23 protein-coding genes are annotated in these 19,008 nt (G+C 62.1%); all 23 read right to left on the reverse strand.

The features are described 5' to 3' along the window. Position 1: 1 nt before the first annotated feature. A complete protein-coding gene (rplX, locus tag G6N83_RS04565; RefSeq protein WP_165139798.1) occupies positions 2-361 on the reverse strand; it encodes a 50S ribosomal protein L24 in 360 nt (119 codons plus the stop codon). Between the two features lie 2 nt (positions 362-363). Next, positions 364-732: a 50S ribosomal protein L14 gene (gene rplN, locus G6N83_RS04570; RefSeq protein ID WP_165139800.1), complete on the reverse strand. Its 369-nt coding sequence runs from the start codon at positions 730-732 to the stop codon at positions 364-366. Between the two features lie 32 nt (positions 733-764). Continuing rightward, positions 765-1,124, reverse strand: a complete 360-nt coding sequence (gene rpsQ, locus G6N83_RS04575) for a 30S ribosomal protein S17 (RefSeq protein ID WP_208379728.1) — start codon at positions 1,122-1,124, stop codon at positions 765-767. Continuing rightward, positions 1,124-1,444, reverse strand: a complete 321-nt coding sequence (gene rpmC, locus G6N83_RS13910; RefSeq protein WP_165139802.1) for a 50S ribosomal protein L29 — start codon at positions 1,442-1,444, stop codon at positions 1,124-1,126. Before rpmC ends, rpsQ begins: the two co-directional genes overlap by 1 nt. Then, positions 1,444-1,863 carry a 50S ribosomal protein L16 gene (gene rplP, locus G6N83_RS04585; protein ID WP_165139804.1) on the reverse strand — a complete coding sequence of 140 codons (420 nt, stop codon included), beginning with the start codon at positions 1,861-1,863 and terminating at the stop codon, positions 1,444-1,446. Before rplP ends, rpmC begins: the two co-directional genes overlap by 1 nt. Further along, on the reverse strand, positions 1,863-2,612 hold the full coding sequence (gene rpsC, locus G6N83_RS04590; RefSeq protein ID WP_165139806.1) for a 30S ribosomal protein S3: 750 nt from the start codon (positions 2,610-2,612) through the stop codon (positions 1,863-1,865). Before rpsC ends, rplP begins: the two co-directional genes overlap by 1 nt. After that, positions 2,612-3,010, reverse strand: coding sequence for a 50S ribosomal protein L22 (gene rplV, locus G6N83_RS04595; protein WP_165139808.1), 399 nt, complete (start codon positions 3,008-3,010; stop codon positions 2,612-2,614). Before rplV ends, rpsC begins: the two co-directional genes overlap by 1 nt. 39 nt (positions 3,011-3,049) lie before the next feature. Beyond that, positions 3,050-3,331 (reverse strand): 30S ribosomal protein S19, encoded by a 282-nt coding sequence (gene rpsS, locus G6N83_RS04600; RefSeq protein ID WP_141929808.1) that lies wholly within the window; start codon positions 3,329-3,331, stop codon positions 3,050-3,052. Between the two features lie 13 nt (positions 3,332-3,344). Then, positions 3,345-4,184, reverse strand: coding sequence for a 50S ribosomal protein L2 (rplB, locus tag G6N83_RS04605; protein WP_165139810.1), 840 nt, complete (start codon positions 4,182-4,184; stop codon positions 3,345-3,347). Between the two features lie 24 nt (positions 4,185-4,208). Continuing rightward, entirely contained in the window at positions 4,209-4,508 is a 300-nt protein-coding gene (gene rplW / locus G6N83_RS04610) for a 50S ribosomal protein L23 (RefSeq protein ID WP_165139812.1), read from the reverse strand. Continuing rightward, complete coding sequence (gene rplD, locus G6N83_RS04615) at positions 4,505-5,167, reverse strand: 50S ribosomal protein L4 (protein WP_165139814.1); 663 nt, start codon at positions 5,165-5,167, stop codon at positions 4,505-4,507. Before rplD ends, rplW begins: the two co-directional genes overlap by 4 nt. A gap of 4 nt (positions 5,168-5,171) precedes the next feature. Then, positions 5,172-5,831 (reverse strand): 50S ribosomal protein L3, encoded by a 660-nt coding sequence (gene rplC / locus G6N83_RS04620; RefSeq protein ID WP_165139816.1) that lies wholly within the window; start codon positions 5,829-5,831, stop codon positions 5,172-5,174. An 8-nt stretch (positions 5,832-5,839) separates the two neighbouring features. Further along, on the reverse strand, positions 5,840-6,148 hold the full coding sequence (gene rpsJ, locus G6N83_RS04625) for a 30S ribosomal protein S10 (protein WP_045246810.1): 309 nt from the start codon (positions 6,146-6,148) through the stop codon (positions 5,840-5,842). Positions 6,149-6,584: 436 nt separating this feature from the next. Beyond that, on the reverse strand, positions 6,585-7,112 hold the full coding sequence (locus G6N83_RS04630) for a hypothetical protein (RefSeq protein ID WP_165139818.1): 528 nt from the start codon (positions 7,110-7,112) through the stop codon (positions 6,585-6,587). A gap of 277 nt (positions 7,113-7,389) precedes the next feature. Next, positions 7,390-8,583 (reverse strand): elongation factor Tu, encoded by a 1,194-nt coding sequence (tuf, locus tag G6N83_RS04635; RefSeq protein ID WP_165139820.1) that lies wholly within the window; start codon positions 8,581-8,583, stop codon positions 7,390-7,392. 167 nt (positions 8,584-8,750) lie between these two features. Continuing rightward, positions 8,751-10,865 carry an elongation factor G gene (fusA, locus tag G6N83_RS04640; RefSeq protein WP_165139822.1) on the reverse strand — a complete coding sequence of 705 codons (2,115 nt, stop codon included), beginning with the start codon at positions 10,863-10,865 and terminating at the stop codon, positions 8,751-8,753. A 90-nt stretch (positions 10,866-10,955) separates the two neighbouring features. Beyond that, the gene (gene rpsG / locus G6N83_RS04645; protein ID WP_165139824.1) at positions 10,956-11,426 is read right to left on the reverse strand and encodes a 30S ribosomal protein S7; all 471 of its coding nucleotides are present in this window, start codon (positions 11,424-11,426) and stop codon (positions 10,956-10,958) included. Between the two features lie 5 nt (positions 11,427-11,431). Next, the gene (rpsL, locus tag G6N83_RS04650; protein ID WP_013584051.1) at positions 11,432-11,800 is read right to left on the reverse strand and encodes a 30S ribosomal protein S12; all 369 of its coding nucleotides are present in this window, start codon (positions 11,798-11,800) and stop codon (positions 11,432-11,434) included. Positions 11,801-12,071: 271 nt separating this feature from the next. After that, positions 12,072-12,608, reverse strand: a complete 537-nt coding sequence (locus tag G6N83_RS04655; RefSeq protein WP_165139826.1) for a hypothetical protein — start codon at positions 12,606-12,608, stop codon at positions 12,072-12,074. Beyond that, complete coding sequence (locus G6N83_RS04660; protein WP_165139828.1) at positions 12,605-14,194, reverse strand: DUF5684 domain-containing protein; 1,590 nt, start codon at positions 14,192-14,194, stop codon at positions 12,605-12,607. Before G6N83_RS04660 ends, G6N83_RS04655 begins: the two co-directional genes overlap by 4 nt. Further along, the gene (locus tag G6N83_RS04665; protein ID WP_165139830.1) at positions 14,191-16,659 is read right to left on the reverse strand and encodes a transglutaminase TgpA family protein; all 2,469 of its coding nucleotides are present in this window, start codon (positions 16,657-16,659) and stop codon (positions 14,191-14,193) included. Before G6N83_RS04665 ends, G6N83_RS04660 begins: the two co-directional genes overlap by 4 nt. Continuing rightward, a complete protein-coding gene (locus tag G6N83_RS04670; RefSeq protein WP_165139832.1) occupies positions 16,656-18,023 on the reverse strand; it encodes a DUF58 domain-containing protein in 1,368 nt (455 codons plus the stop codon). The genes G6N83_RS04665 and G6N83_RS04670 overlap by 4 nt, the downstream gene beginning before the upstream one ends. Continuing rightward, entirely contained in the window at positions 18,020-18,985 is a 966-nt protein-coding gene (locus tag G6N83_RS04675; RefSeq protein ID WP_165139834.1) for an AAA family ATPase, read from the reverse strand. The genes G6N83_RS04670 and G6N83_RS04675 overlap by 4 nt, the downstream gene beginning before the upstream one ends. Positions 18,986-19,008 lie beyond the last annotated feature (23 nt).

A 19,008-nucleotide genomic window follows, 5' to 3' on the forward strand; every position in this document is an offset into this window, starting at 1 on the left:
TTCAGAGGTCCTTGCCTGACTTCTTAGCGAAGCGCACGCGAACGATGCGCTTGTTGCCATCCTTGACCTGTTCCTCGACGCGACGGCCGACACGGGTCGGCTTTTTCGTCTCGGGGTCAACGATCGCAACGTTGGAGATGTGAATGGGGGCCTCGAAAGTTTCGATGCCACCGGTCTTGGTGCCGCGCTGGGTCTGACCCACGCGCGTGTGCTTGGTGACGTAGTTCACGCCTTCGACGATGACGCGGTTGCGCTCGGTGAGGACCTCGAGGACCTTACCCTGCTTGCCACGGTCTCCGCCGCGCTCGGGCTTGGCGCCCGAGATGACCTGAACCAGGTCGCCCTTCTTAATTTTCGCCATGATCAAATGACCTCCGGGGCCAGGGAGACGATCTTCATGAACTTCTTGTCACGAAGTTCACGACCAACCGGTCCGAAGATGCGGGTGCCGCGGGGCTCCCCGTCGCTCTTCAGGATGACGGCGGCGTTCTCGTCGAATTTGATGTAGGACCCATCGGAACGACGGGTCTCTTTCACGGTGCGAACGATGACGGCTTTGACGACGTCACCCTTCTTTACGTTTCCGCCAGGAATTGCATCCTTGACCGTGGCGACAATGATGTCGCCCAGGCCTGCGTAACGACGGTTCGAGCCGCCGAGCACGCGGATGGTCAGCAGCTGCTTAGCACCAGTGTTGTCGGCCACCTTGAGGCGGGACTCAGTCTGAATCACTTCTTACTCCTTGGGTTCCAAGAGGCCGAGGCCTACTTGGCCTTCTCGAGGATCTCGATGAGGCGCCAGCGCTTCGTGGCGCTCAGCGGGCGGGTCTCGTTGATGAGCACCAGGTCGCCGATACCAGCGGTGTTGCCCTCATCGTGGACCTTGACCTTCGACGTACGGCGGATGACCTTGCCGTACAGGGGGTGCTTAACGCGGTCTTCGACCTCGACGACGATGGTCTTATCCATCTTGTCGCTCGTGACGTAGCCACGACGGGCCTTGCGGTAACCACGTGCGCTCGCGTCGCGAACGTCGTGCTCGCTACCCGCGTGACCAGCAGCATCGACCACAGGGGTCTCTTCTGCCTTCTTGGTGGCGGGCGCCTTCTTTTGTGCGGTGGCCATTACTCAGCCTCCTCCGTAGCTGCGGCGGTGTCCGGGGTTTCCTCGGACTTCTTCGCCTTGGTCTTCTTTGCCTTGCTTGTCGCCGCAACCGGGGCGGGAGTGGCACGAATGCCGAGCTCGCGCTCACGGATGACGGTGTAGAGCCGCGCGATGTCGCGCTTGACCGCACGAATGCGACCGTGGCTCTCAAGCTGGCCTGTAGCCGACTGGAAGCGCAGGTTAAACAGCTCTTCCTTGGCCTTACGCAGCTCCTCGACGAGGCGCTGGTCTTCGAACGTGTCGAGCTCGCTCGGAGCGAGCTGCTTGGTTCCGATCGCCATTATGCGTCGCCCCCCTCGCGCTTGATGATGCGTGCCTTGAGCGGCAGCTTGTGAATGGCACGGGTCAAAGCTTCGCGAGCGAGCTGCTCGTCGACGCCAGCGACCTCGAAGAGGACGCGACCCGGCTTGACGTTCGCGACCCACCACTCGGGCGAACCCTTACCGGAACCCATGCGGGTCTCGGCAGGCTTTTTCGTGAGCGGGCGGTCGGGATAGATGTTGATCCACACCTTTCCACCACGCTTGATGTGACGCGTCATAGCAATACGAGCGGACTCGATCTGACGGTTCGTCACATACGCGGGGGTAAGTGCCTGGATGCCGAAGTCTCCGAAGCTCACCTCGGTACCACCGGTCGCCTGACCGGACCGTCCAGGGTGGTGCTGCTTGCGGAACTTAACTTTGCGGGGAATAAGCATTACGCCGATGCTCCTTCTGCGACAGGGGCCTCATTGCGAGGCGCGCGACGCGGACGGTCGCCACGATCGCGGGAAGGCTTTTGGTTAGCCTGCTCGCGGGCGAGTTCCTTGTTGGTGAGGTCGCCCTTGTAGATCCACACCTTCACGCCGATACGGCCGAAGGTGGTACGAGCCTCGTAGAAGCCGTAGTCGATATTGGCACGAAGCGTGTGCAACGGAACTCGACCCGAACGGTAGAACTCCGAACGGCTCATTTCCGCGCCACCGAGACGGCCCGAAACCTGAATACGAACACCTTTGGCGCCCGCACGCTCGGCACCCTGCATACCCTTACGCATTGCACGGCGGAAAGCCACACGTGCGGAGAGCTGCTCGGCCACTCCCTGAGCAACCAGCTGCGCGTCAGCCTCGGGGTTCTTGACCTCAAGGATGTTGAGCTGGATCTGCTTGCCAGTGAGCTTTTCGAGGTCGGTACGGATGCGCTCGGCTTCCGCGCCACGACGGCCAATCACGATGCCCGGGCGGGCAGTGTGGATGTCGACACGGACGCGATCACGGGTGCGCTCGATCTCAATGTTGCTTACGCCGGCACGGTCGAGGTTCGACAGCAAGAGCTTACGAATCTTGATGTCCTCGGCCACGTAGTCGGCGTAACGCTGGCCGGGCTTTGTGGAGTCCGAGAACCAACGCGACACGTGGTCCGTGGTGATACCGAGGCGGAAGCCGTACGGGTTTACTTTCTGTCCCATTACTTGCTCGCCTTCTTCGTCGATGCAGCGGCCACAGTCTCTTCGACCACGGGGGTCGAAAGTAGAACCGTGATGTGGCTCGTGCGCTTCTTGATCTGGAAGGCACGACCCTGGGCGCGGGGACGGAAACGCTTGAGCGTTGTGCCCTCGTCGACATACGCGTTAGCCACGTACAGGTCCTGCTCGTCCAGGTACTCGTTCGTCTTGTCAGCAGTAACGCGAGCGTTCGCGATTGCCGAGGCGACGAGCTTGTAAATCGGCTCACTTGCACCCTGCGGCGCGAACTTCAAGATGGCAAGCGCTTCCTGCGCCTGCTTCCCCTTGATCAACGCGACGACACGACGAGCCTTCTGAGGGGTCACGCGGATGTGCTTCACACGTGCGATGGATTCCACCATTAGTTCTCCTCCTCTGTCCTCTCTAAAGAGCGCCCCGCGTTAGCGGCGGCGACCCTTCTTGTCGTCCTTCACGTGGCCGCGGAAGGTTCGGGTGGGGGCAAATTCGCCCAGTTTGTGACCGACCATGGTCTCGCTCACAAACACGGGGATGTGCTTGCGACCGTCGTGAACCGCAATTGTGTGGCCCAGCATGGCCGGCACAATCATCGATCGACGTGACCAGGTCTTGATGACGTTTTTGGATCCAGCTTCGTTCTGAACGACGACCTTGCGAAGCAGGTGCTCGTCGACGAAGGGGCCCTTTTTGAGACTACGTGGCATCTTCTCTTCCTACCTACTTACGCTTCTTGCCGGCCGTACGACGGCGGACGATCAGCTTGTCGCTTTCCTTGTTGGCGTGACGCGTGCGGCCCTCGGACTGGCCCCACGGCGACACTGGGTGACGTCCACCGGACGTCTTGCCCTCGCCACCACCGTGCGGGTGGTCGACCGGGTTCATCGCGACACCACGAACTGTCGGGCGGACGCCCTTCCAGCGCATGCGGCCGGCCTTACCCCAGTTGATGTTCGACTGCTCGGCGTTACCGACCTCGCCGATCGTTGCGCGGCAGCGCACGTCGACGTTGCGGATCTCGCCCGACGGCAGACGAAGCTGCGCGTAAGGACCGTCCTTCGCGACCAGACGCACCGAAGCACCAGCCGAACGTGCCATCTTTGCTCCGCCGCCGGGACGCAGCTCGATCGCGTGGATCACGGTACCGGTGGGGATGTTGCGAAGGGGCAGGTTGTTGCCGGGCTTGATGTCAGCCGATGCACCTGACTCGATGATGTCGCCCTGCTTGAGCTTGTTCGGCGCGATGATGTAGCGCTTCTCGCCGTCGAAGTAGTGCAGGAGCGCAATGCGCGCAGTGCGGTTGGGGTCGTACTCGATGTGAGCAACCTTGGCGTTCACGCCGTCCTTGTCATTACGACGGAAGTCGATGACGCGGTACTGGCGCTTGTGTCCACCACCGATGTGACGGGTGGTGATGCGACCCTGGTTGTTGCGGCCGCCGGTCTTGGCGAGCGGGCGCAGGAGTGACTTCTCAGGCGTCGATCGCGTGATCTCGGCGAAGTCAGCCACTGACGAGCCGCGGCGACCCGGGGTCGTGGGCTTGTACTTACGAATAGCCATGTCTGTTGTCCTCTATCCCGACCGTCAGCCGACTGCCGTGAAGATGTCGATGGTGCCCGACTTCAGGGTCACGATGGCACGCTTGGTGTCTTTACGCTTTCCGAGTCCGAAGCGGGTGCGACGGGCCTTGCCGACGCGGTTGAGCGTGTTAACCGAAGCAACCTTGACGCCGAAGATCTTCTCGACAGCGAGCTTGATTTCAGTCTTGTTCGCGCGAGGGTCCACGAAGAACGTGTACTTTCCCTCGTCGATCAGGCTGTAGCTCTTCTCCGAGACGACCGGCTTCAAAATGATGTCGCGCGGGTCCTTGTTGACGGCGGTCATGCCGATACCTCCGAGGTTTCGCCGGACTTCGACGCGACGAAGGCATCGTATGCGGCCTTGGTGAAGACGATGTCGTCAGAAACGATCACGTCGTAGGCGTTCAGCTGGTCGAACGTCAGGACGTGCACGTAAGACAGGTTGCGAACGCTCTTGACGGTGATCTCATCGCCGCGTTCGATGACAACGAGAACCTTCTTGGTGGGAGCCAGCGCGGTGAGAACCGTGGCAGCTGCCTTCGTCGAAGGTGCGTCGTTGATCGCGAACGTGTCAACGATGTGCAGACGCTCACCGCGAGCACGGTCGCTGAGCGCTCCGAGGAGTGCACCAGCAATCATTTTCTTGGGGGTGCGCTGCGAGTAGTCGCGGGGCTTCGGTCCGTGGACGATGCCACCACCGGTCATGTGCGGTGCGCGGATTGAACCCTGACGGGCGTTACCCGTGCCCTTCTGCTTGAAGGGCTTGCGACCGGCACCGGAAACCTCGCCACGACGCTTGGTCGAGTGAGTACCCTGGCGTGCTGCCGCGCGCTGCGCGACGACGACCTGGTGGATCAGCGGAATGTTCGTCTTGACGTCAAAGATGGCGGCGGGCAGCTCTACGGAGCCTGCCTTCTTGCCGTCAGCCTTGTGGACGTCGAGCGCGAGAGTCGAGTCAGCCATGTGCTCAAGCCCCCTTCACTGCGTTGCGGACGTAAACGATGCGGCCACGTGCGCCGGGCACTGCGCCCTTGACGAGCAGCAGACCCTTCTCAGCGTCGACGGCGTGCACCGTGAGGTTAAGTACGGTTACGCGCTCGCCACCCATACGGCCGGCCATGCGCATTCCCTTGAAGACACGGCTCGGAGTCGACGAAGCGCCGATCGAACCGGGCTTGCGGTGGTTACGGTGCGAACCGTGAGATGCCGAAACGCCCTTGAAGTTGTGGCGCTTCATGACACCTGCGGTGCCCTTACCCTTGCTCGTACCGACGACGTCGACCAGCTGGCCTGCGTCGAATACACCATCAACGGTCAGCTCCTGACCGAGTGTGTAGTCGGCGGCGTCAGCGGTGCGGACCTCGGTCACGTTGCGTCGCGGCGTTACGCCTGCGACGTCGAAGTGTCCTTCGAGGGGCTTGTTCACCTTGCGGGGGTCGATCTGTCCGGCGGCGATCTGAACGGCCTTGTAGCCATCCTTCTCGTCGGTGCGGATCTGAGTCACGACGTTCGGCGAGATCTCGATAACTGTAACGGGGATGAGCTTTCCCTGCTCGTCCCACACCTGAGTCATGCCGAGCTTCGTGCCGAGAAGGCCCTTGGAAATCTTTGAGTTGATGTCAACCATGCCGAGCCTCAGAGCTTGATCTCGATGTTGACATCGGCCGGAAGGTCAAGTCGCATGAGCGAGTCGACAGCCTTGGGCGTGGGATCGATGATGTCGATCAAACGCTTGTGGGTGCGCATCTCGAAGTGCTCGCGACTGTCCTTGTACTTGTGGGGCGACCGGATGACGACGACGACGTTCTTCTCTGTCGGAAGGGGCACCGGGCCCACAACTGTCGCGCCGGCTCGGGTCACGGTGTCGACGATCTTGCGCGCCGACGAATCGAGGCCCGCGTGGTCATACGACTTCAGGCGAATGCGGATCTTCTGTCCCGCCATTGTCTGCTCACTCTCTGTCTCGCGTCTTACCACACCGGGTTCGGGGGCATAGGACGCACGGTGACGCTTTTGCGCCACGGCACTTCACACCGTTTTCACGGGGATACTGCACCGCTATTTTCATGTCAATCCAGCGCTTTCGCGCCGGATCCAACTTCTCGCTGCACGCACAGGTGAAACCCGGTTTCCCGGTGGAGATAGTTGGATTGGATGTTCTTCTGTCCGCGGCCTAGGACTCTGCGCTTTCACGCTACCTATGCACTGCCCTGACAGTGATTCGGCGCACTCGCAATGCGGGCACCGAAATGTGGAACTTCACTAGTGTACGTGTGGATTCCGCTGCCCGCAAACCCGGGCGTGTCGCGATGTTCACGACATCGTGTGGGCAGCAAGAAAGCCCCGCGTCCGAAGACGCGGGGCTTTCTTTTGAATCTAGTTACGCGGTCTGACGGCGACGCATCAGGGCGATAACGGTGACGGCGATACCACCCATGAGGAGTACGCCACCTCCGACCCAGATGCCGGTCATCGACGCGGTGTCGAATCCAGTTGCCGGGAGAGCGCTGCCGCCTGCCGCGACACCACTATCGATGGTGACAGCCGATGAGGCGCCGGACGACCCGCCGACTGCGGCGAGTGAGTACGAACCCGAAGCGTTAGCGGGAAGCGTCACGGCGACACTTGCCGAACCATCAGCTGAGGCGGCCTTCGTGGTCGACGCGCTGTTGACGACGAACTTGACGGCGGCAAGCGTTGCACCCGCGCCGTTCTCACCCGTGAGGGTGAACGTGACCGACTCTTCAGGCTCGAAACCCGAGAACGGTACTGTCACGGTGCCACCAGGAGTGATCGTAACTGTGCCGTCGGGGGTGCTGGGCGTGTAGGCGTTGGCTGCGGCGGGTGCGGCAATGAGAGCCACGACCGCGATAGCAACCGCAGCAATCTTGGTGCGAAGGTTCTTCATTTTTTTCTCCGATACTGACGAAGCAGATTATGTCTGGGCGTTGTCAATCGCGCTGTACTGAAAGAGAAGAGCCTGGTGACAACACAGGACGTTCTGAAAAGAACTTCCTTCGACCTTCCCCCGCTCTCACGATAACCGCACTCTGGTCAAACTCACAAGTTCAGATGTGTCCGGACAGCGAACTTCACCTAAACGAAACATACGCGAACCTTCGCGTCAGGCACAGCAAAAGGGGCCGAGCCCGAAGGCCCGACCCCTTTTGCCGCAGTCGAAACGACTACTTGATGATCTTGGTCACCGTTCCGGCGCCGACGGTGCGGCCACCCTCACGGATCGCGTAGCCGAGGCCCTCTTCCATGGCGATGGGCTGGATCAGCTCAACGGTCATGTCGGTGGTGTCACCAGGCATAACCATCTCGGTGCCCTCGGGCAGCGAGATGACGCCGGTGACGTCGGTGGTGCGGAAGTAGAACTGCGGGCGGTAGTTCGTGTAGAAGGGGTTGTGACGCCCACCCTCGTCCTTGGACAGGATGTACGCCGTGCCCTCGAAGTTGGTGTGCGGCGTAACCGAACCGGGCTTCACGACGACCTGGCCGCGCTCGACGTCTTCACGCTTGGTACCGCGAAGAAGAAGACCACAGTTCTCGCCGGCCCATGCCTCGTCGAGCTGCTTGTGGAACATCTCGATACCGGTGACGGTCGTCTTCTGCGTCGGGCGCAGACCAACGATCTCGACCTCGGAGTTGATGGCCAACGTGCCACGCTCGGCGCGACCCGTAACGACGGTGCCACGACCAGTGATCGTGAAGACGTCCTCAACGGGCATAAGGAACGGCTTGTCCTTGTCGCGCACCGGGTCGGGGATCGAGTCGTCGACAGCTGCCATGAGCTCAACGATCTTTTCGGTCCACTCGGGGTCACCCTCGAGAGCCTTGAGACCCGAGACGCGAACGACGGGGGCGTTGTCGCCATCGAAGTCCTGGCTCGACAGAAGCTCACGAACCTCGAGCTCAACGAGCTCCAGGATCTCCTCGTCGTCGACCATGTCGCTCTTGTTGAGTGCGACGAGCAGGTAGGGAACACCAACCTGCTTGGCCAGCAGCACGTGCTCGCGCGTCTGTGCCATCGGGCCGTCAGTGGCCGCGACAACCAGGATTGCGCCATCCATCTGGGCTGCACCGGTGATCATGTTCTTGATGTAGTCAGCGTGACCGGGAGCATCGACGTGCGCGTAGTGACGCTTGGGCGTCTCGTACTCGACGTGCGAGATGTTGATCGTAATGCCGCGCTGACGCTCCTCGGGAGCCGAGTCGATCGACGCGAAGTCACGCTGCTTGTTGACGTCTGACGGGTACTTGTCTGCGAGCACCTTAGAGATCGCCGCGGTGAGCGTGGTCTTGCCGTGGTCGACGTGACCGATCGTTCCGATGTTCACGTGCGGCTTGGTCCGCTCGAACTTGGCCTTAGCCACTGGGTCCTCCTCAGGACGGTCGTGTGTAGTGTTCTGGCCGCTGGATGCGGCCGGCTCACTACGGGGATGGTTCTCAGTTTAGTAGAGAGGGAGTAAGTATTGCTGTGAAGTTGTATAGGTGGTCTCGATCACGTCGCGAAGCTCAGCGACCGAGACCACACAAGGACCTATTCGCCCTTGACCTTTTGGACGATCTCGTCCGCGACAGCGCGCGGGACCTCGGCGTAGCTGTCGAACTCCATGGAGTACACAGCGCGGCCCGACGTCTTCGATCGCAAGTCGCCAATGTATCCGAACATCTCGGAAAGCGGCACGTTGGCACGCACAACCTTGACGCCAGCGGCGTCTTCCATTGACTGAATCTGTCCACGACGCGAGTTGAGGTCACCGATGACATCACCCATGTACTCCTCCGGAGTACGCACCTCGACCGACATGATCGGCTCGAGGATGACGGGGCTTGCCTTACGGACGGCTTCCTTGAAACCCATCGAGCCGGCGATCTTGAACGCCATTTCTGATGAGTCGACATCGTGCGATGCGCCATCCATCAGGGTCGCCTTGATGCCCACCATGGGGTATCCGGCCAACACACCGACGTTCATTGCATCCTGGAAGCCCTGGTCGACGGGACCGATGTACTCACGCGGGATGCGTCCACCAGTGACCTTGTTCGAGAACTCGTACGTCGTTTCTGCTGTGACTTCGAGCGGCTCGATGGCGAACTGGATCTTTGCGAACTGACCGGATCCACCCGTCTGCTTCTTGTGGGTGTAGTCGTGACGCTCGACAGCCTTGCGGATCGTCTCGCGGTACGCGACCTGGGGCTTACCAACGTTGGCCTCCACGCGGAATTCGCGCTTCATACGGTCAACGAGGATGTCGAGGTGAAGCTCACCCATACCCTTGATGACCGTCTGGCCAGTCTCCGAGTTCTGCTCGACGCGGAACGTCGGGTCTTCCTCGGCGAGCTTCTGGATCGCGAGACCCAGCTTCTCCTGGTCAGCCTTGGTCTTCGGCTCGATCGCAACCTCGATAACGGGCTCCGGGAACGTCATCGACTCGAGCACTACCTGGTGCTGCGAGTCCGACAGGGTGTCACCCGTGGTCGTGTCCTTGAGGCCAATGACCGCGTAGATGTGACCGGCGGTGACGGCGTCGACCGGCATCTCCTTGTTGGCGTGCATCTGGAAGATCTTGCCGATGCGCTCTTTCTTGCCCTTGGTGGAGTTGACGACCTGCGCACCCGAGTCGAGGTGACCCGAGTAGACGCGAATGTACGTCAAGCGACCGAAGAAGGGGTGCGTCACGATCTTGAACGCAAGAGCCGCGAAGGGCTCCTCACGGTCAGCGTGGCGAGGGATGACGACTTCTTCGTCCTTCGGGTCGTGCGCCTCGATGGCGGGCACGTCGAGGGGCGACGGGAGGTAGTCGACAACAGCGTCGAGCATCGGCTGCACACCGCGGTTCTTGAACGCAGAACCGCAGAGAACCGGGTAGAGCTCGCTGTTGATCGTCATCTTGCGAATCGCAGCCTTGATCTCAGCAACAGTCAGTGCCTCGCCGCCGAAGTGCTTCTCAAGAAGCTCTTCGTCTGACTCGGCAACCGTCTCGAGAAGCATTTCGCGGTATTCCGCAGCCTTGTCGGCGAGGTCAGCCGGGATCTCTTGGATCTCGTACTTGGCGCCCATCGTGACGTCACCCTTGGAGTCACCGGGCCACACGAGCGCGCGCATCTCAACGAGGTCGATAACGCCAACGAAGTCGTTTTCGGCACCGATCGGGAGCTGCAGCACGAGCGGCTTGGCCTTCAGGCGGTTCACGATCGTGTCGACAGTGAAGTAGAAGTCAGCGCCGAGCTTGTCCATCTTGTTGACGAAGCAGATGCGGGGAACGTCGTACTTGTCAGCCTGACGCCACACGGTCTCGGACTGGGGCTCAACGCCCTCTTTGCCATCGAAGACAGCAACCGCGCCATCGAGCACGCGAAGTGAGCGCTCGACCTCGACGGTGAAGTCAACGTGACCAGGGGTGTCGATGATGTTGATCTGGTTCTTGTCCCAGAAGCACGTCACGGCAGCAGAGGTGATCGTGATGCCACGCTCCTGCTCCTGCTCCATCCAGTCGGTCGTCGCCGCACCATCGTGCGTTTCGCCGATCTTGTGGTTGACGCCCGTGTAGAACAGGATGCGCTCGGTCGTCGTCGTCTTGCCGGCATCGATGTGCGCCATGATGCCGATGTTGCGGACCTTGGTCAGGTCGGTGAGCACGTCTTGTGCCACGGGGGTTCCTTACTGTCGGAAGCCGAGAGATCGCGGGTGGCGATCAGGCGGATGGTGGGGCGGACCAATAGCGGTCCGCCCCGAGAGCTGTTACCAGCGGTAGTGAGCGAACGCGCGGTTCGACTCGGCCATCTTGTGAGTGTCTTCGCGGCGCTTGACCGCGGCACCGAGGCCGTTAGAGGCATCCAGAATTTCGTTCTGGAGGCGCTCAGTCATCGTCTTTTCACGACGACCCTTCGCGTAGCTGACGAGCCAACGAAGCGCGAGAGTGTTCGCGCGGTGCGGCTTGACTTCAACCGGCACCTGGTAGGTCGAGCCACCGACGCGGCGGCTCTTGACCTCGAGGGTCGGACGAACGTTGTCGAGCGCCTTTTTCAGCGTTGCGACAGCATCCTGGCTGTTCTTTGCTTCGACACCGCGCAGTGCGTTGTAGACGATCGCTTCAGCGATGGACTTCTTGCCGTCAACGAGGATCTTGTTGACGAGCTGGGTGACGATCGGGGCGCCGTATACCGGGTCGTTGACAACGACCCGACGAGGTGCTGGACCTTTACGAGGCATCTAACTCAACCCTTCTTGGCGCCGTAGCGGCTGCGAGCCTGCTTACGGTTCTTGACAGCCTGGGTGTCCAGGGCGCCGCGGACGATCTTGTAACGCACACCGGGAAGGTCCTTCACACGGCCGCCGCGAACCAGCACGAGCGAGTGCTCCTGTAGGTTGTGGCCCTCGCCGGGAATGTAAGCGGTGACCTCGGTACCGTTACGGAGCTTCACACGAGCGACCTTGCGCATCGCCGAGTTCGGCTTCTTAGGGGTGGTCGTGTACACGCGAGTGCATACGCCCGCCTGCTGCGGGTTCGACTTCAGCGCCGGAGCCTTGGTCTTTGAGACCTTCGGCGAGCGGCCCTTGCGAACCAACTGCTGAATGGTTGGCACGTTCTCTCCTTGATTGTGCTGCACGGTGACAGCTTCGTGTCTCCCCTCGGGCTTCGCGGATCTTTACGTTCCGTGTCGCCGGAGGCTCACATGTATCCACCAACGCGACAGAATGACTGCCGTGTGTTGTGGTGGATATGCCGTGGGGGTGGCCTGTTCGCAGGCCCTTCCCTGAGATGATGTGCCAAGCTGACCTATTTCGTACCGGAGCACGACACAGGGCGCGCTAGGCGCACACCCGGTCAATGATACGCGCGTTTAGAGACGCTGGTCAAACGACGAGCGCAACGGTCAGCACGATCACAGCAACGATCAGGATGCTGGCGCCCACAACAACCGCGACCGCGCGCCACCGAGCACCTCGCTGCGCCTGCCGGAGCGCGCTCGTTCCGCTCGCTGGAGCCTGGGGCCTTGCGGGGGCTGGGGCCGCGCGCGTAACCATCGCGGGATTTGCCGCGCGCGGGCGATAGATCTCCCGGGAAGCAGCGGAGCGGGTCTCCGGAGAAACAACGGGTTCTGCCGGCGTGCTCGGCGCCGAGCGGTTCTTGTCGCCGCGCTCGGCTATGAAGGTGTCGTCGTCGTCGACCCGGGACTTGCGCGACGCGATGAAAGTCTCGTCGTCTGTGTCGTGCCGGACACCTGCCGCCACTCTTCGCGCGGCGACAACCGTGTCATCATCTAACCCAGCATCCGCGTCGACACTCGGGGAAGTCTTCCGCGCTGACACGACGGTGTCGTCGACTCCCGCCTCCAGACCGTTTTCAGCGCCGTTGTTAGCACTGTTTTCAGCACCGTTGGGCCGGGTCATCCCTCGCTCCGGGCCAGCCGCACTTCCGCATCACCGAGGAAGAATCGGTCACCAGCTTCGGTTTCGACTCCCGGGTCGATGTCGACATCGGTACCCATCAGCGTGGCGAACGTCACGCCATTGGTTGAGCCGAGGTCGGTGATGAACCAGGTGTCGGAGCGGCGGACCAGCAGTGCGTGCGTTTTCGACACCGTGCGTGTGTCGTCAGAGATCGCAACGAGCTGAGCCCCCGGGTGCGCCGGATCTGCACTCGGTCGGCGTCCGAGAATGATGGCATCCGCGGTCAGATCAATGGGCGCGCCCTTCGGCGGTATGAGTCGCCAGAGCACACGACGGCGTCGGGCAATGATCGTCTCGTCGAAACTCTCGTCCTCATCGGACCCGCTCTTCGCGTAGAGCGCCGAGACTGAGGAGAGCGCTGAGCGTGGGGCGCCGGCATCCGGGACGCCGACCACGGCTGATACCGCACCGGATGCCTCGGGGAATCCATCATTCTCGGGTTCGTTCTCAGGAGGAGCCGGAGTACGCCTCGCCCAGAGCGCGCCTGCGGACTCTGGAGCCGGCGGGCGCGTCACGGCCGGTGGGGGGACGATGACGTTGGACTCATCGAGATCATCGCTGTCGATTGCATCGTCAGCGGCCAGACCGTCGCTAAAACGACTTCCCACAGCAGCGGGTGCCGACGGCACTTCGGAGATGACGCTGCCGCCCGTGGTGCGCGCGATGTCGTCGATGGGCTCTGACTCGGGCGCCGGTGATTCCTCATGAGGAAGGGGGCTCCACCAGTCCGGAGCTGACATCACCGGGGCAGCTGGCTCAGGCGTTGGTTCAGGCGTTGGTTCAGGCGTTGGTTCAGGATCGGGCGCGACATTCGGCTCGGGCTGTGCCGACACGGACTCGGGCTGCGGCTCGCGTTCGGCGACCGGCGCCGCTGGCACGTCGGCCCGCGTAGGCGTGACGTCCCCGAAGAGGAGCTTGAGGTCTGCCGTGTCGGCATTTTCTGTGGTGTTCGGCGTCTGCTCGGGTTCGACCGGCGGCACGATGCTGGAGCCGAACCACGATGAAACGGTCGGTCCGTTTCGCACCGGGTCCGGATACTCCTCGCCCTTCTGGTCGGGCAACGGCTCAGTGAGAATCGGCGGCAGCACGAGAGAGGGCCGCGGCTCTTGACCGTACGAATCAGGAGCGACCCCCGCGTGCGGCGACTCCGTGGCGTTGTCGGTTCCGAGCCAACGAGCCGACCCGAATCCGAGCACCGTGGCCCACACCGGCAAGAGAAATGCGGCAAGCACTGTCATCCCGGGACCGAGACCAAAGGATCGGTTGATTTGGTAGCAGGCCACGATGATCGTGACCGGCAGCAGAATAACACCGAAAATCGGGATGAGCCCCAGCAAGACGAGCCACCCTGAAAACCCGCCCAGCTGCAGCAGGGTGACCGTGTTGACGATGGGCACCCAGCCTTTCCAGGGCGCCGCGCCAGCTTTTCGGAAGACCGCGGACAGGGCGATGGCCAGCCAGATGTAGAGCAGCAGCAGGACAAAGAGGGAGATCAGTACCCCGATGACGGGAGCGGAATCGTTCATGATGTGGTGCGACGGCTATTGCGACGCTTCCTCCTCTCAAGGCTTCCTGCGGCACGGCGTTCGGGTTGCGACGCGCTAAAACGAATGAACGATCTCAACGATAGAGCCGTTCTCACCCGATGCCAGAGACTGCCCTCTCTCGCGTAGGCGCGTCGTTCCTGTTCCACAGCGGCCCAGAAGGCATCAGCCTCAGCCTCAGATGCGCCGTCGGCCGAGAAGATGGCCCTGTCCGCGTCGAGCGCAAGCGCGGCAGCGGTGCGTGTTTCTAGTGCTACGGCAAGCTCGGACCGGGTCGAAAGTCGCGGTACGCTGTGGCCCGCGTCAACAGCTGAGTCAATGAGTTCGTCCCACCCTCCAGCGATCTGCCCGACCGGCTCGGAACGAGAGCGCCTCCCACGCCGACGGAGTGCCCGTGCGGCTGCTACCAGAAAAAGCGGGCCGAACAGCACCAGAATGACGAGTAGCGAGAAGCCTGCTATGCGAAGACTCACCCAAAGCCATGACAAATCGGCGTCGTCATTCTCGCTGTTTTCGTCGCGTGTTGTGTCGTCTTGCACCGGGTTCGGGGGAACGACTTCTTCGACAGAGTCCGGACGCACCTCGGTCACGTTTTCAGGATCGCGCTGTTCGGTGACCTCCAAGCTCGGAGACTGCGCGTACTGCGGTGTCACGTCGATGGGTATCCATTGACCGTCAGCAGAGAGCACTTCGGTCCAGGCGGCAAGGTCCGCCGCGCGACAGGCTCCTTCGTCGCACGTTGAGAGTGTGGCATCCGTAGTACTCAAACGTGCGCCAACGACAACGCGAGCCGAGAATCCCAGACTCTCGGCCATCAGCGCGACAGCGACGGCGAACTGCTCATCGTCACCCACTGCGGCAACATAGTTTTCGGACTTCTTCGCTCGAGGGTCGCTCTCTCGCTCGAGCAATCGCGAAAATAGCGTGTCGATCCGTGCGAGCGAGTGGCCCGACGCGCTCGGCTGAAAACTGTAGTCGCCCAATGATTGCGCCCAGACAGGCGTTTCGTCGCCCGCAGAAAGCGCATGGCTGAGATAGCCACGTTCACGCAGAAGCTTCACGAGCCCGTCGAGGGCCTCGCCACCCGAACCCGAGACGTGTTCCTCGATCCAAGACTCCAGGTTTGCTGGCAGCTCGACAGTCATGTCGCTGGTGCCGGGAGCCTCGATCTGGGTCAGGTCGCTCGTTGTCGGCGTTACGGATGTGATGCGGTACGCATCCCCCGTTTCGAGCCCACCATCGGCAGTCTCGATACCGGCCGCAGCATCTTGGCTGTAATAGAAAGCATCGGCGAGGGCCGCCGCGCGATCACCGGAAAAAGAAACTTCGACGAGGTTCCCGGCAGTCGGAACCCAGACACCACGGAGACCGTTGATTTCGACGTCGAGGTCGAACTGTGTGCCGCTGCCCGCATCGAGCGCTGATGGGACGCGCACGAATGTCGCTGACCCCGACTCTCCCCCCGCGCGGTAGACCTCGCCGTCGTAGTTGTCCAACGTCGCCACTCGGATGCGGTCGGGCATCTCCCCCGTCGATGTCACGGTGAACAGCACCTCTTCGGCGCGGGAATCCGCGAACTGCAGCCGATACTCGGCGAGCGGGCTTATCTCGGCCGTGAGATTCAGGTCAGGACCGACGGCTGAGCGCAGTACGTCACGCGACAGGGCGCTACTCGCCCACGGCACGACGGCGATGGCTACGACAAGAGAGCACACCACCATCGCCGCGGCAAGCGCCGCGCGCGATCGATCAAAACGGGAACCGCGAACCGCGCTTCGCGCCCCGCTCGCGATGGTGACGCGCTGCAGCGCACGCTGACGCTCGTCGCGACTGCGCCAGGACAGCCAGAGAACCGACGCGAGCAGCGTCGCGGCTCCGATGAGAGTTTCTACCGGTGCCACAATTTCTAGAGCGCCGAGGCTCACAGAATCACTGACGCTCGTGCGCCCGAAGAGTAGCCCGAAGAAGGGCATTGCGATGCCGACGATGACCGCGCCGGCACCGATCCGATCAGACCTCCATGCAAGAAGGAGCGCCACACATGTGCCCACGAGAAAGACGAGGAGTGCAGGCACGAGAAGGTTTCGATAGTTCCCGACCGGCAGTTCCACTGTCAGCAGGTCTTTCCACCCCAGGACTGTGCCGGCGAGCACATCGCCAAGGCCCGCGGCGACCGCGGGCACGCTGGTCATACGAGAAGGCACCGCCAGCGGCACCCCGAGCACGATGATCGCGCCGGTAAGACACAGAGCGATGAGCCAGGCGGAAAGTTTTCGCCACACGGCGAGCCAGGCGATTCCTGCGGCCGCCACAACGGTGACAGCTACCAACAGCACGAACTGGGCGTTACGGTATACCGGCCACGCCGCGATCGCTGCGAGCGTGACGATGACGCCGACGTAGACCGATCCCGACACCACCCTTGCGACAGTTGGAGCGACACTCATGAGCCTGCCCCTTTGAGAAGCAGACCCGCGAGGTCTTCGACGACACCGACGGTAAGCACGGTCAGACCAGAAATCGCCTGCATCCTCGGATGAGCTCGTTCATCGCACACGATGACGAACACCGCGACATCCGCAGGAAAATGGAGTGCAATTCTTCGCAATTGCGTGAGCGAAAGCGTCGAGCCGACCACGACGAACGCGACTGACAGTCGGTCACCCGCATCAACCGCAAAGCGCACAACGTCGCCAACGGGCATTGTCGTGTCGTGCAGTTCGACTCGACTGAATCCGTCGAGCATCGCGCGGGGGGTTGCAACGGGCACTCGTTCCAGAGCCCGAATACGCCCACGCACGACTCGAGGTATCTCTGATCCCGTCATGATGTCGAGATCACGCGCATCGCGCAGCGCTCGTAGCCCGAGGGATGCCGCGCACGCCACCGCAAGTTCGTACTCGTCGGCATCCAAATATTCGTCCCGCGATGCCGCCAGCACGACTGCCATCCGAGAGCGTCGTGACTCCTCATACTGACGAACCATGAGTCGACCGGTCTTGGCGGTCGACTTCCAGTGGATCTGTCGCTGGGAATCACCGGGTGCGTATTCGCGGATGGCGTGAAAAGACATGTCCGCATCGACGAGACGCCGGGTGGGATTGCCCTCGAGATCGCGGATAAGGCCCGCACTCGTCGACGGCAGCGCCACCGTGCGTGGGTGCACGAAAAGCTCGTGTACGTCATCAAAGGTATGTTCCCGCCGCAGCAATCCGATGGGGTCCGAGCGGACCGTTGTAGCCGGTCCCACCGTGACAACACCACGGCGAAGTGCCGGCAAATCCAACGGTTGCGCTACGGAACGCCCCGGACGAAGGAGCGGAACGCCCACTTCGACGAGACCAGCACCAACCGGCACATCGAGCCGCCCGGGCAGCACCACTCGGCTGCCGACAGCCCGCACGGTAATCTCTCCCCCCGCACTGTCTCCGGCCGTCACGCGATCATGACCAAGCGTGAGATCAACCGCGTACGAACGAGCGCCGAAGAGAAAGGGAACGCTCAGGGCGACAAGTACCAGCGCAACAACGGCCGCAACGATGGACTCGACCCAGCCGAAGAGGAGCCCCAGCGCCAGCCCGACCGTCGCCGTCGCCACCACGATCGCGCCGGCCGGTCGAACTGTCCGTGCACTCCAGACGAGCGCAATTCTCGCGGCGCGACGGACAGCCCGCCATGCCGTCGACGTCCAAACGACAGCCGCGACAACCCGTCGGCCACGGCGCACACTCGTTTGGGTACGAGTGGTCTGGCCCGTGTGAGCGGACGTCGATGTCGACGTCCGTGCGATTCGAGGTTCGGTCGGGCTCATCCGGCCTCACGCTGCGAGGGCGGTGCGACATCAAGCAAGACCTGGCCGATGACCGCCTCCTGAGTGACCCCGTCGAACTCTGCCGCCGCGTGCAAGATGAGCCGGTGCGAGAGCACCGAGACCGCTAGTGACTTCACATCGTCCGGTGTGACGTAGGTGCGCCCTTGCGACGCTGCACGCGTGCGAACGGATCGAGTGAGGGCAAGCGCACCACGGATGCTGACGCCCAGCCGTACCTCGTCGGCCGATCGTGTGGCATCCACGAGACGCGCGATGTAGTCGAGCACGAGGGCATCGACGTACACGGTCGCTGCGAGATCGGCCATGCCTGCCAAGGCCTGCGGGGTGATGACAGGTGAGAGTTCAGCGGTCGCGACCGAGCCGCCGTCGAGAATACGCACCGTCGCCGCATGGTCGGGGTATCCGAGCGATGTGCGCATCATGAAACGGTCGAGCTGCGCTTCGGGGAGGCGGTAGGTGCCTGCCTGCTCAACGGGGTTTTGCGTTGCCAACACGAGAAACGGCTCACCGACCGGACGGGTGACTCCGTCAATCGTGACCCGTTTTTCTTCCATGACTTCGAGCAGCGCCGACTGCGTCTTCGGGCTCGCACGGTTGATCTCGTCAGCGAGCACGATGTTGGCGAAGATCGGGCCCGAGTGGAATTCGAACGTGCCACTCTTCTGGTCGTACACGGTGATTCCCGTGATGTCACCCGGCAACAGGTCGGGCGTGAACTGAATGCGAGTGTTCGTCCCCTGAACGGATTGCGCGACAGCGCGTGCGAGCGACGTCTTTCCGGTGCCTGGCACGTCTTCGAGCAAAACATGGCCGTCGCTGAGCATCGCAGTGACCACCAATTCGACCACTTGACGCTTACCGAGGATCGCGCGCTCCACGTTGTCGGAGATCTGCGAGAACGTCTGCGAGAACCAGGTCGCCTGCTCTTGAGTGATCGTCATGTGCATCTTTCTGTGCGGAGAGT

The sequence above is a fragment of the Microbacterium endophyticum genome, from assembly GCF_011047135.1.
GTDB lineage: Bacteria > Actinomycetota > Actinomycetes > Actinomycetales > Microbacteriaceae > Microbacterium > Microbacterium endophyticum.